The organism is Serpentinimonas sp. SSL01, from assembly GCF_056323735.1.
Map to the genome: position 1 here is coordinate 2048879 of NZ_CM150487.1, position 13373 is coordinate 2062251.

8 protein-coding genes are annotated in these 13373 nt (G+C 65.5%); all 8 read right to left on the minus strand.

All coding sequences use genetic code 11. The annotated features are described in order from the left end of the window. Positions 1-28 precede the first annotated feature (28 nt). The 8 genes from ACVMK0_RS09635 to rplK all read right to left on the minus strand — a co-directional run bounded on the left by ACVMK0_RS09635 (position 29) and on the right by rplK (position 13110). Positions 29-601, minus strand: coding sequence for a DUF4390 domain-containing protein (locus ACVMK0_RS09635; protein WP_250960904.1), 573 nt, complete (start codon positions 599-601; stop codon positions 29-31). 82 nt (positions 602-683) lie between these two features. Next, positions 684-2237, minus strand: a complete 1554-nt coding sequence (gene rsmB / locus ACVMK0_RS09640; RefSeq protein ID WP_476463657.1) for a 16S rRNA (cytosine(967)-C(5))-methyltransferase RsmB — start codon at positions 2235-2237, stop codon at positions 684-686. Beyond that, complete coding sequence (gene rpoC / locus ACVMK0_RS09645; protein WP_476463658.1) at positions 2234-6445, minus strand: DNA-directed RNA polymerase subunit beta'; 4212 nt, start codon at positions 6443-6445, stop codon at positions 2234-2236. Before rpoC ends, rsmB begins: the two co-directional genes overlap by 4 nt. Positions 6446-6473: 28 nt before the next feature. Beyond that, the gene (gene rpoB, locus ACVMK0_RS09650) at positions 6474-10592 is read right to left on the minus strand and encodes a DNA-directed RNA polymerase subunit beta (RefSeq protein ID WP_476463659.1); all 4119 of its coding nucleotides are present in this window, start codon (positions 10590-10592) and stop codon (positions 6474-6476) included. A gap of 160 nt (positions 10593-10752) precedes the next feature. Further along, a complete protein-coding gene (gene rplL / locus ACVMK0_RS09655) occupies positions 10753-11130 on the minus strand; it encodes a 50S ribosomal protein L7/L12 (protein WP_045536689.1) in 378 nt (125 codons plus the stop codon). A 45-nt stretch (positions 11131-11175) separates the two neighbouring features. After that, positions 11176-11676, minus strand: a complete 501-nt coding sequence (gene rplJ / locus ACVMK0_RS09660; protein ID WP_045538006.1) for a 50S ribosomal protein L10 — start codon at positions 11674-11676, stop codon at positions 11176-11178. 293 nt (positions 11677-11969) lie between these two features. Then, complete coding sequence (gene rplA, locus ACVMK0_RS09665) at positions 11970-12677, minus strand: 50S ribosomal protein L1 (protein ID WP_045536691.1); 708 nt, start codon at positions 12675-12677, stop codon at positions 11970-11972. Position 12678: 1 nt separating this feature from the next. Beyond that, on the minus strand, positions 12679-13110 hold the full coding sequence (rplK, locus tag ACVMK0_RS09670; protein WP_476463660.1) for a 50S ribosomal protein L11: 432 nt from the start codon (positions 13108-13110) through the stop codon (positions 12679-12681). Positions 13111-13373 lie beyond the last annotated feature (263 nt).

Here is a 13373-nt window from a genome sequence, read left to right on the forward strand (position 1 = left end):
TGGGTGTGGCATCGGCCGAGGGCGGGGTTCAGTTTCCGCCTGCATCCAAGCGCAGGGTATGGCGGTAGAGCACCGACCAACCTTCATTCTGTGGCGCCACGAGCTGGAACGGGCGCGGCAGCAGCCGGTCGTCGAGCCGGAACTCGAAATCGACCCGCAGCGCGCCGCTGGCGGGCAGCTCGGCGGCACCCAGCAAACGCCAGCGCGAGACTGCGGTGGCTGCAGCCATCGCGTCGGCAAAGCTGTCGAGGTTCTGGTGCAACGCGGTACCCAAGGCGGCCTCGCCCACCGGACCGGAGTTGACGCTCACGCGCCAGCGCCCCGTCAGGGGCTGGTAGGCCACGCGCACCACGCGCTGCACCGAGCCCAAGTAGCGCGCAGTCCAGTACCAGCGCGGCTGGCGCACCTCGGCCTGCCAGACAAAGTGCACCGGCACCCCGCGCAGCAACACCGCCTCGAGGTCGGTCGGCAGCTCGGGCGCCAGGCGCGCGCTCAAGCTCAGGCCCTCGGCATCGCGCAGCAGCTGCACCGGCAGCGGCGCACTGGCCCAGCTGGTGCCAGCCAAACTCAGGCAGCACAGGGCCAGCAGCCAGTGCAGCACGGCGCGCCGTGTGCGGACAGGCCAAGCCGGCACCGGGCGTACGCAAGGCAACGCCCCCCGCGCCGCCGCAGGACGGGCGGCCTCAGGCGCGTTTGCGCAACAGGGCGTAGAAAAATCCATCGGTTTCACGCGCCAGATTGTCACCGATCGACCCGCTGGCGTGCGCTGCTGCGTTGGCGCCGGCTGTGGCGCTGGCACCACAGCCGGGCAGCAGCTGCCCCGGCGCCGGCAGGCGCTGGGCATCGCTGTGCTGTTGTACAAAGGCTTGCACCACGCCCTCGCTCTCGGGCACAAACACCGAACAGGTGGCGTAGAGCAAGTGCCCGCCGGGGCGCAGCAGCGGCCACAGGGCCTCGAGCAGGCGACGCTGTTGTGCCGCCAGCTGCGCGATGTCGCTGGGGCGGCGCAGCCAGAGCACATCGGGGTGACGGCGCACGATGCCGCTGGCGCTGCACGGGGCGTCGAGCAAAATGGCGTCAAAGGGCTGGCCGTCCCACCATGGGCCGGGGTCGGCGGCGTCGCCACAGCGCACCTGCGCCTGCAGCCCCAAGCGCTGCAGGTTGTGCGCGATGCGCTCGCAGCGCTGTGGGTCGAGGTCGAGCGCCCACAGCTCGGCGTCGGCGGCTTCGAGCAGGTGCGCGGTCTTGCCGCCCGGCGCGGCGCAGGCATCCAAAATGCGCAGCCGGGGTGTGGTCGCCCCCAGCCCTGCAGATGCCACTGCTTGCGCGCTCGGCTCTGGCTGGCTGGGCGCTCCCAGTGCCGCTGCGTCCACCGCCCCCAGCAGCAAGGGCGCCGCCAGTTGCGCGGCGCCGTCTTGCACCGACACCCAACCCTGCGCCCAGCCCGGCAGCTGCTCCACGGGCAGCGGTTGCGCCAGTTGCACGCCGTCGGCGCCCCATGGCGTGGCCTCTTGGCCTGCCTGCTGCAGGTGCTGCAGATAGTCGGCGCGGCTGCAGCGGCGCCGGTTGACGCGCAGCACCATCGGCGCAGCGCGCTGGTTGGCGGCCACGATCTGTTCCCAGTGCTGGGGGTGGTCGCGCTGCAGCCGCTCGAGCCACCACAACGGGTGGTTCCAGCGCGCCACCGGGTCGTGCAGGGCTTGCGCGCGCAGCGCGGCGCGTTCGCGCACGAAGCGGCGCAGGCAAGCGTTGATGAGCCCCTTGAGCGCCGGCGGCAGGCGCAGCGGGTGCAAGGCGGCCACGGCCTGATCGACCAGCGTGTGGGCAGGGTACAGCGGCCGCGCCGGCGCCCCTAGGGGCTGGCGCTGGGGTGCTGCGGCTGCATGGCGCGGGAGGGCTTGATTGACAGCGATTGCTGCGGCTGTAGCAGTGTCAGGAATGGCGGCATCTGCACCCGCCACCGCGCTGGCCTCTGCCGCCTCAGCCGCCGCATCCAGCAAGCCCAGCGTGAGCTCGAGCAAGGCCGCGGCCAAAGGCGGCGGCGCCTGGCGGCACAGCAGCCGCCGCAGCGCCATCGACAGGCCCCAATGGCGCAGCGCATCAAACACCAGCGCCTGCACCCCCGGCCGCAGGCTGGGGGGCAGCGCCGGCAAGGCGGTGCTGAGCGACTGGCCAGCGGCCACCGCCGCCAGCAGGCGGGCGGCAGCAGCCAGCTGGTCGGCCAGCGCCGGCTTCACTCCGCGCGGCTGTCGCCGTCGGCCTCGGCCAAGCTGGTGGCCAACGCCACCGCATCGGCCTCGGCGATGGCGCGGCGCTCTTCGTCGTCCATGCGCTCTTTGGCGTGGCGCGCTTGGTGGAAGGCCATGCCGGTGCCGGCCGGAATCAGGCGCCCGACGATCACGTTCTCTTTCAGGCCGCGCAGCTCGTCGGTCTTGCCCATGATCGCGGCTTCGGTGAGCACGCGCGTGGTCTCTTGGAACGAGGCCGCCGAGATAAACGAGTCGGTCGACAGCGAGGCCTTGGTGATGCCCAGCAACACGTTGGTGTAGCTCGCCGGGGTCTTGCCTTCTTTCATCAACGCGTCGTTGGTGTTGAGGATCTCGGAGCGCTCGACCTGCTCGCCGCCGATGTAGTTCGAGTCGCCCGGGTTGCTCACCACCACGCGGCGCAGCATCTGGCGCACGATCACCTCGATGTGCTTGTCGTTGATCTTCACGCCCTGCAAGCGATAGACGTCTTGCACCTCATCGACGATGTAGCGCGACAGCTCCTCGATGCCCAGCAGGCGCAGAATGTCTTGCGGGTCGGCCGGGCCATCGACGATCGATTCGCCCTTGTTCACCACCTGGCCTTCGTGCACCAGGATGTTTTTCTCTTTGGGCACCAGCTCTTCGGCCACCTTGCCGTCGGGGTCGGTGATCTGCAGCCGCACCTTGCCTTTGGTCTCTTTGCCAAAGCTCACGGTGCCGGTGATTTCAGCCAAGATGCCCTTGTCTTTGGGCGAGCGCGCCTCGAACAGCTCGGCCACGCGCGGCAGACCGCCGGTGATGTCGCGCGTTTTCTGGCCCTCAACGGGAATGCGCGCCAGCACCTCGCCGGGGCCCACGTCTTGGCCGTCGCGCACCTGGATCAGGGCGCCGACTTGGAAGCCGATGGTCACCGAGTGGTCGGTGCCCGGAATCTTGACCTCGTTGCCGCTGGCGTCGATCAGCTTGACCTGCGGCCGCACCACCTTGGTGGCGCCGCGCCGTTTGGGGTCGATCACCACCAGCGTGCTCAGGCCGGTCACGTCATCGACCTGCTTGGCCACCGTCATGCCCTCTTGCACGTTCTCGAACTTCACCGTGCCGGCGAACTCGGTGATGATCGGGCGCGTGAGCGGGTCCCAGTTGGCCAAGATGGTGCCGGCCTTGATGGCTTGGTCGGCGCGCACCGCCAAAATTGCACCGTAGGGCACTTTGTGGCGCTCGCGCACCAGCCCGTTTTCGTCGTGGATCACGATTTCGCCCGAGCGCGCGATCACCGCCAGCTCGCCCTTGGAGTTGGTGACGTAGCGCATGGTGGCGTTGAAGCCGACGCTGCCGCTGGACTTGGCTTCGACGCTGGACGCCACCGCCGCGCGCGAGGCCGCGCCGCCGATGTGGAAGGTGCGCATGGTGAGCTGCGTACCCGGCTCGCCGATCGACTGCGCGGCGATCACGCCCACCGCTTCGCCGATGTTCACCGGGCCGCCGCGGCCGAGGTCGCGGCCGTAGCACTTGGCGCACAGGCCAAAGCGGGTTTCGCAGGTCAGGGCCGTGCGCACGCGCACCTCGTCGATGCCCAGCGAGTCGATCAGGTCGCAGCCGTCTTCATCGACGATCTGGCCGGCCGCGATCACCACCTGCTGGGTTTCGGGGTTGAGCACGTCGTCGGCCGCCGTGCGGCCCAAAATGCGGTCGCGCAGCGACTCGATCACCTCGCCGCCCTCGACGATGGCGCGCATCAGGGTGCCGTTGCCGGTGCCGCAGTCGTCTTCGGTCACCACCAGGTCTTGCGTCACGTCAACCAAACGCCGCGTCAGGTAGCCCGAGTTGGCGGTTTTCAGCGCCGTGTCGGCCAGCCCCTTGCGCGCGCCGTGGGTGCTGATGAAGTACTGCAGCACGTTCAGGCCTTCGCGGAAGTTGGCCGTGATCGGGGTTTCGATGATCGAGCCGTCGGGCTTGGCCATCAGGCCGCGCATGCCGGCGAGCTGGCGGATCTGCGCCGCCGAACCGCGCGCGCCCGAGTCGGCCATCATATAGATCGAGTTGAACGACTCCTGATCGACCTCGTTGCCGTGGCGGTCGATGGTTTTTTCCTTTTTCAGGCGCTCCATCATCACCTTGGAGATGTCGTCACCGGCCTTGCCCCAGATGTCCACCACCTTGTTGTAGCGCTCGCCCGCAGTCACCAGACCCGACGAATACTGCTGCGCGATCTCTTTGACCTCGGACTCGGCGCGGGCGATGATGGTGTGCTTTTCGGTCGGCACCAGCATGTCGTCGATGGCGATCGAGATGCCGGCGCGGGTGGCCAACCTGAAGCCGTTTTGCAGCAGCTTGTCGGCAAACACCACCGTCTCTTTGAGGCCGCATTTGCGAAACGAGGCGTTGATGAGCTTGGAGATTTCCTTCTTCTTGAGCGCCTTGTTGATGAGCTCGAAGGGCAGGCCACGCGGCAAAATCTCGCTCAGCAGGGCACGGCCCACGGTGGTCTGCACCAGCTTGGTGACCGGCACCAGCTGGCCGTCTTCTTTGTTTTTCAGGTGCTCGGTCAGGCGCACCCTGACGCGCGCCGTCAGCTCGACCACGCCGGCGTCGAGCGCGCGCTGCACCTCGGCGATGTCGGCAAAGACCATGCCTTCGCCGCGGCCGTTGATGCGCTCGCGGGTGGTGTAGTACAGGCCCAGCACCACGTCTTGCGAGGGCACGATCGAGGGCTCGCCGTTGGCCGGGAACAGCACGTTGTTGGACGACAACATGAGCGTGCGCGCTTCCATCTGCGCCTCGACCGACAGCGGAATGTGCACCGCCATTTGGTCGCCGTCGAAGTCGGCGTTGAAGGCCGAACACACCAGCGGGTGCAACTGGATCGCCTTGCCCTCGATCAGCAGCGGCTCAAAGGCTTGGATGCCGAGGCGGTGCAGCGTCGGGGCGCGGTTGAGCAGCACCGGGTGCTCGCGGATCACCTCTTCGAGGATGTCCCAGACCACCGGCGTGCCGGCTTCGACTTCTTTTTTGGCCGCCTTGATGGTGGTGGCGATGCCCATCTGCTCGAGGCGCGCAAAGATGAAGGGCTTGAACAGTTCCAGCGCCATCAGCTTGGGCAGACCGCACTGGTGCAGCTTGAGCGTGGGGCCCACGGTGATGACCGAGCGGCCCGAGTAATCGACCCGCTTGCCGAGCAAGTTTTGGCGGAAGCGCCCGCCCTTGCCCTTGATCATGTCGGCCAGCGACTTGAGGGCGCGCTTGTTGGCGCCGGTCATGGCCTTGCCGCGGCGGCCGTTGTCGAGCAGGCTATCGACTGCCTCTTGCAACATGCGCTTTTCGTTGCGCGCGATGATCTCGGGCGCTTTGAGCTCGAGCAGGCGCTTGAGGCGGCTGTTGCGGTTGATCACGCGCCGGTACAGGTCGTTGAGGTCGGAGGTGGCAAAGCGGCCGCCGTCGAGCGGCACCAGCGGGCGCAGGTCGGGCGGCAGCACCGGCAGCACGTCGAGCACCATCCACTCGGGTTTGATGTCCGATTTTTTGAAGGCCTCCAGCACCTTGAGGCGCTTGGCGTTTTTCTTGACCTTGAGCTCGGAGCCGGTGAGGTCGTTGCGCAGGCGCTCGATCTCGCCGTCGATGTCGATGCTGGCCAGCAGCTCTTGGATGCCCTCGGCGCCCATTTTGGCCACGAACTCGTCGCCGTACTCGCGCTCTTTGGCGTCGAAGTCGTCTTCGCTCATGATGGCGAATTTTTTCAGGGGCGTCATGCCCGGATCGACCACCACGTAGGCTTCAAAGTAGAGCACGCGCTCGATGTCGCGCAGCGTCATGTCGAGCACCATGCCGAGGCGGCTGGGCAGGCTCTTGAGGAACCAGATGTGGGCGCAGGGCGCGGCCAAATCGATGTGGCCCATGCGCTCGCGGCGCACCTTGGTCTGCGTGACTTCGACGCCGCACTTCTCGCAGATCACGCCGCGGTGCTTGAGGCGCTTGTACTTGCCGCACAGGCACTCGTAGTCTTTGATCGGGCCAAAGATCTTGGCGCAGAACAGGCCGTCGCGCTCGGGCTTGAAGGTGCGGTAGTTGATGGTCTCGGGCTTTTTGACTTCGCCAAAAGACCAGGAGCGGATTTTCTCGGGCGAGGCCAGCCCGATCTTGATGGCATCGAAATGCTCGTCGGGGGTGATCTGCTTGAACAGGTCGAGGAAGTGTTTCATATCCGGGTTTCCTTTACGGGTTCAGGGTTCAGCCGCGCTCGAGCTCGATGTCGATGCCGAGGGATCGGATTTCCTTGACCAGCACGTTGAACGACTCCGGCATGCCGGCGTCGATGGCGTGCTCGCCCTTGACGATGCTCTCATAGACCTTGGTGCGGCCCTGCACGTCGTCGGACTTGACGGTGAGCATCTCTTGCAGCACGTAGCTGGCGCCGTAGGCTTCGAGCGCCCAGACCTCCATCTCACCGAAACGCTGGCCGCCGAACTGCGCCTTGCCGCCCAGCGGCTGCTGGGTGACGAGCGAGTACGGGCCGGTGGAGCGCGCGTGCATCTTGTCATCGACCAAGTGGTGCAGCTTGAGGTAGTGCATGTAGCCCACGGTGGTCACGCGCTCGAAGGCGTCGCCGGTGCGGCCATCGTACAGCTGCGCCTGGGTGCGGGTGGGGGTGAGGCCCTTGGCCTTGGCCACGTCGTCGGGGTAGGCGAGCTTGAGCATGTCGAAGATCTCGGCCTCGGAGGCGCCGTCGAACACCGGCGAGGCAAAGGGCACGCCCTTGCTCAGCTCGGCCGCCATGGCGCGCACTTCGTCGTCGCTCAGGTCGGCCAGGTTTTCCTTGCGCCCAGTGCGGTTGTAGATCTGCTCAAGATACTGGCGCACCTCGGCGGCGGCGGCCTGGCGCTGCAACATATCGCCCAAGCGCTGGCCCAGCCCCTTGGCGGCCCAGCCCAAGTGCACCTCGAGCACCTGGCCGATGTTCATGCGCGAGGGCACGCCCAGCGGGTTGAGCACGATATCGACCGGCGTGCCGTCGGCCATGTAGGGCATGTCTTCGACCGGGGTGATCTTGGAGACCACACCCTTGTTGCCGTGGCGGCCGGCCATTTTGTCGCCGGGCTGCAAGCGGCGTTTGACAGCCAAATAGACCTTGACCATCTTGAGCACGCCCGCCGGCAGCTCGTCGCCTTGGGTGAGCTTCTTGCGCTTTTCTTCAAAGGCCAAATCGAAGCTGTGGCGCGTGGAGTCGAGCGCGTTTTTGATCGACTCGAGCTGTGCCGCCACCTGGTCGTCGGCGGGGCGGATGTCGAACCAATGGAACTTGTCCACCTCGGCCAAGTAGGCGCGCTCGATCTTGGCGCCTTTGGCCAAGCGCTTGGGGCCGCCGTTGGCGGTTTTGCCCAGCAGCAGCTTTTCGATCCGGTCATAGGCGTCGGCCTCAACGATGCGCAAGCGGTCGTTGAGGTCGAGGCGGAAGCGCTTGAGCTCGTCGTCGATGATCTGCTGCGCACGCTTGTCGCGCTGGATGCCTTCGCGCGTGAACACCTGCACGTCGATCACCGTGCCCTGCGAGCCTTGATCGACGCGCAGCGAGGTGTCTTTGACGTCCGAGGCTTTTTCGCCAAAAATGGCGCGCAGCAGTTTTTCTTCGGGCGTGAGCGTGGTTTCGCCCTTGGGCGTGACCTTGCCCACCAGCACGTCGCCGGGCAGCACCTCGGCGCCGACGTAGATGATGCCGGATTCGTCGAGCCGGTTGATCTGCTGCTCGGCCAGGTTGGGGATGTCGCGCGTGATGTCTTCGGCCCCGAGCTTGGTGTCGCGCGCCATCACCACCAGTTCTTCGATGTGGATGCTGGTGTAGCGGTCTTCGGCCACCACGCGCTCGCTGATCAGGATCGAGTCCTCGAAGTTGTAGCCGTTCCAGGGCATGAAGGCGATCAGCATGTTCTGGCCGATCGAGATCTCACCCAGGTCGGTCGAGGCGCCGTCGGCGATCACCGCGCCGGCGTGGATCAGGTCGCCCTTTTTCACGATCGGGCGCTGGTGGATGTTGGTGTTCTGGTTGCTGCGCTGGTACTTGATCAGGTTGTAGATATCGACCCCGACCTCACCGGCCACGGCCTCGGCGTCGGCCACGCGCACCACGATGCGCGAGGCATCGACGTAATCGACACGCCCGCCGCGCTTGGCCACCACCACGGTGCCCGAGTCGATCGCCGCCACGCGCTCGATGCCGGTGCCCACCAGCGGTTTTTCGGGCCGCAGCGTCGGCACCGCTTGGCGCGACATGTTGGCGCCCATGAGCGCGCGGTTGGCGTCGTCGTGCTCGAGGAACGGCACCAGCGAGGCCGCCACCGACACGATCTGCGCCGGCGACACGTCCATGTACTGCACGGTTTCGGGCGGCGTCAGGATCGACTCGCCCTTTTCACGTGCGCTCACCAGCTCGTCGCTCAGGCGGCCTTCGGCGTCCAGCGCGGCGTTGGCCTGCGCGATCACGTACTTGCCTTCTTCGATCGCCGACAGGTAGTCGATCTGCTTGGTCACCTTGGCATCCACTACGCGGCGGTAGGGGGTTTCGATGAAGCCGTACTCGTTCAGGCGCGCATACAGCGCCAGCGAGTTGATCAGGCCAATGTTCGGGCCTTCTGGGGTTTCGATCGGGCACACGCGGCCGTAGTGCGTCACGTGCACGTCGCGCACCTCGAAGCCGGCGCGCTCGCGCGTCAGGCCGCCCGGGCCCAACGCCGACACGCGGCGCTTGTGCGTGATCTCGGCCAGCGGGTTGGTCTGATCCATGAACTGGCTCAGCTGCGAGGCGCCAAAGAACTCTTTGAGCGCGGCCGAAATCGGCTTGGAGTTGATCAGGTCGTGCGGCATCAGCGGCTCTTGCTCGGCTTGGCCGAGGCGCTCTTTCACCGCTTTTTCGATCCGCGCCAAGCCGGTGCGGTACTGGTTTTCGGCCAGCTCGCCCACGCAGCGCACGCGCCGGTTGCCCAAGTGGTCGATGTCATCGACTTCGCCCTTGCCGTTGCGCAGATCGACCAGAATTTTGACCACGTCGAGGATGTCCTCGTTCGACAGCACCATGGCACCGGTGCTGCTCGGGCGCCCGACGCGGGCGTTGAACTTCATGCGCCCGACGCGCGACAGGTCGTAGGTGTCGGGGTTGTAGAACAGGCGGTGAAACAGCGCCTGCACCGCGTCTTCGGTCGGCGGCTCGCCGGGGCGCATCATGCGGTAGATCGCCACCCGGGCGGCGAACTCGTCGGCGGTTTCGTCGCTGCGCAGGGTCTGGCTGATGTAGGCGCCTTGGTCGAGCTCGTTGGTGAAAATGCACGCCAGATCGGTGATGCCGGCGCTGCGCAGTTTTTTCAGCAAGGTCTCGGTGAGTTCGTCGTTGGCCCGCGCCAGCAGTTCGCCGCTTTCGGGGTCGATGATGTTGCGCGCCACCACGCGCCCGAGCAAAAAGTCTTCGGGCACGCTGATGTGCGTGACCTTGGCCTGCTCGAGTTCGCGCGTGTGCCGCGCCGTGATGCGCTTGTCTTTGGCCACCACCACCTTGCCGCTGGGGTCGGTGAGGTCAAAGCGCGCCACCTCGCCGCGCAGGCGCTCGGTCACCAGCGCCATCTGGGCGCCGCTTTCCATCAGGCGGAAGTGGTCGTTGACGAAGAAGTTGGCCAAAATCTGCTCGGGGTTCAGGCCAATGGCCTTGAGCAAAATGGTGACCGGCATCTTGCGCCGGCGGTCAACGCGGAAAAACAGCAGGTCTTTGGGGTCGAACTCAAAGTCGAGCCACGAGCCGCGGTAGGGGATGATGCGGGCCGAAAACAGCAGTTTGCCCGAGCTGTGGGTCTTGCCCTTGTCGTGCTCAAAAAACACGCCCGGCGAGCGGTGCAGCTGCGAGACGATCACGCGCTCGGTGCCGTTGACGATGAACGAGCCCTTGTCGGTCATGAGCGGCACTTCGCCCATGTAAACCTCTTGCTCCTTGACCTCTTTGACCACCTTGGACTGGCTGGTGGACGATTCGCGGTCGTAGATGATGAGCTGCACGCGCGCGCGCACCGCCGACGCATAGGTCAGGCCGCGCGTTTGGCACTCGCGCACGTCGAACACCGGCCGGGCCAGGTTGTACTCGACGAACTTCATCTCGACGTAGCCGTTGTGCGAGACGATCGGGAACGCCGACTCGAATGCCGCTTGCAAGCCCTCGGGGGCGCGCTTGCGTGGGTGCTGGTCCACCTGCAAAAAGGCGGTGTAGGCGTCCTTCTGCATCTGCAACAGGTAGGGGATTTCCAGCACGTTTTCGCGGCTGCCGAAGCTTTTGCGGATGCGTTTGCGTTCGGTGAATGAGTACGTTTGAGCCATGAGATCTCCGGGCTTGAGAAGACACAGCCAAAACCGCTGGGGCGGCGGCCTTGGCTGTGCGCTCTGACGCTCGAGGGCGGTGCCGACCACCGCAACCACCTCGAGCGCAAAAAGGCTGGAAAGCCCACTGAGGGGCTCTCCAGCCTTTGAAGGCAACGGCTTACTTGAGCTCGGCCTTGGCGCCCGCGTCTTCGAGCTTTTTCTTGGCGGCTTCGGCGTCGGCCTTGGGCATGGCTTCCTTGACCGTCTTGGGCGCGCCATCGACCAGGTCTTTGGCTTCTTTCAGGCCCAAGCCGGTGATTTCGCGCACCGCCTTGATGACCGACACCTTGTTGGCGCCAGCTTCTTTGAGCACCACGTCGAAATCGGTTTTCTCTTCGGCCACGGCGGCCGTGGCAGCGCCACCGCCCGCAGCGGGAGCGGCCATGGCGGCAGCGCTCACACCAAACTTCTCTTCGATGGCTTTCACCAGCTCGTTGAGTTCCATGACCGTCATGCTGTCGAGAGCGGTCAGAAATGCGTCTTTATCGAATGCCATTTTCAAATTTCCTAACAAACGGTTGGGGTCGGGCTAAGGGGGCGCTTAGGCCGCCACGGCCTCGCCTTTTTTCTCGGCCACGGCGGCCAGTACGCGCGCAGTGCGCGAGATCGGGGATTGCATCAAGCCCAGCAACTGCGCCAACAGCACTTCCTTGGGGGGAATGCTGGCCAGTTGCTTCACGCCATTGACGTCCAGGGCTTTGCCGGCAAACACGCCACCGCGAATGACCAACTTGTCGTTGGTCTTGGCGAAGTCGGCCACCACTTTGGCGGCGGCCACGGCGTCTTGGGAAAAGCCATAGATCAGCGGCCCGGACATCTGGTCGGCGCCTGCCTCAAAGCCGGTGCCAGCCACTGCGCGGCGTGCCAGGGTGTTCTTGAGAACCCCCAGAAACACACCTTCGCTGCGGGCTTTGACACGCAACTGGGTCAGGTCGGCGACCTTGATGCCACGGTATTCCGCCATCACGAGCGTTTGAGCTTTTGCTGCGAGCGCCGCCACCTCGTCGATGACGGCCTGCTTCTCACTGCGGTTCAAACTCAAGGTCAACTCCTCAAAAAAGCATGGTTGCGGGCTTTGCGCCCTTGGCCATGCACCTGATTGCAGCGACCAACCGTTGCGGGAAAAAATTTTCCGTTCGCGGCGGGATCGCCATCTGCGCTGGCTTCGGTGCAGAAATTAAGCGCAACCCGGGCAAGCCCGGCCGCGCACCAGCGGTCCTGGATGACTCTGGCGGTGCGTTGCGCGCCCCCAGACCCACCACCCACGGCCACCGCCGCACCCCCGAGGGGGCGCCGCAGCAACCGGGAATTTTGTGTCGGCACAGCCGCCCGGATTTAGGCCGCTTGCACCGCCGCGATCGAGGGCACCTCGACCCGCACCCCCAGGCCCATGGTGGACGAAATCGCCACCTTGCGCAGGTACTGACCCTTGGACGAAGCCGGCTTGGCCTTGTTCAGGGCCTCGAGCAGGGCTTGCAGGTTGCCCAGCAACTTGGCGTCGTCGAAAGAGCGCCGGCCGATGGTGCCGTGCACGATGCCGGCTTTGTCAACCCGGAACTGTACCTGCCCGGCCTTGGCGTTGCGCACCGCCGTGGCCACGTCGGGCGTCACGGTGCCGACCTTGGGGTTGGGCATCAGGCCGCGCGGACCCAGAATCTGGCCCAGCGCACCCACCACGCGCATGGCGTCGGGCGAGGCGATCACCACGTCGAAGTCCAGCTTGCCGGCCTTGACGTCGGCGGCGAGGTCGTCAAAACCCACCACGTCGGCGCCCGCGGCGCGCGCTTCGTCGGCCTTGGCGCCTTGGGCGAACACCGCCACGCGCTTGGTCTTGCCGGTGCCGTTGGGCAGCACCACGGCGCCGCGCACCACTTGGTCGGATTTTTTGGCGTCCACGCCCAGCTGCACCGCCACGTCGATGGACTCATCGAACTTGGCCGTGGCGTGCTGCTTGACCATGCCCAGCGCGGTGGCTACCGGGTACAGCTTGGTGGAGTCAACCACGCCTTGCAGCGCTTTTTGTTTTTTGCTCAGCTTTGCCATCTCACACGCCCTCCACGATCACGCCCATCGAGCGGGCCGAGCCGGCGATGGTGCGCACAGCGGCATCGATGCTGGCCGCGTTCATGTCTTTCATCTTGGTCTTGGCGATCTCTTCGAGCTGGGCCCGGGTGATCTTGCCGACCTTTTGCTTGCTCGGCACCGGCGAGCCTTTGTCGAGCTTGATCGATTTTTTGATCAGCGTCGTGGCCGGCGGGGTTTTGATGATGAAGGTGAAGCTCTTGTCGGCAAACGCGGTGATGACCACCGGCAGCGGCAAGCCCGGCTCCATGCCCTGGGTTTGGGCATTGAAGGCCTTGCAGAACTCCATGATGTTGAGCCCGCGCTGACCCAGCGCCGGACCGATCGGGGGGGAGGGGTTGGCCTTACAAGCTGGCACCTGCAGCTTGATGAAGCCGACGATTTTCTTCGCCATGTAGAATTACTCCATCGAGTTCAAACGGCCAAGCACCCGGCACGGGCGCCCAGCCTCCTCGCAAACCCGGTCCATGATTCGTCTTTTGAGCCGACTGCAGCCCAAAGCTGCATCCACCCCGCTGGCTACGGACCTAAAGCGCCAGCAGCCAAAGCAACACCACCCGCAGGCAGCTGTTTTTGGCAAAGACCGCCATGATAGCACAGATCGGCTTTAGCCGCACCGTTCAATCAGGCCTGAGGGCCTCTTTATAATCCTGACTA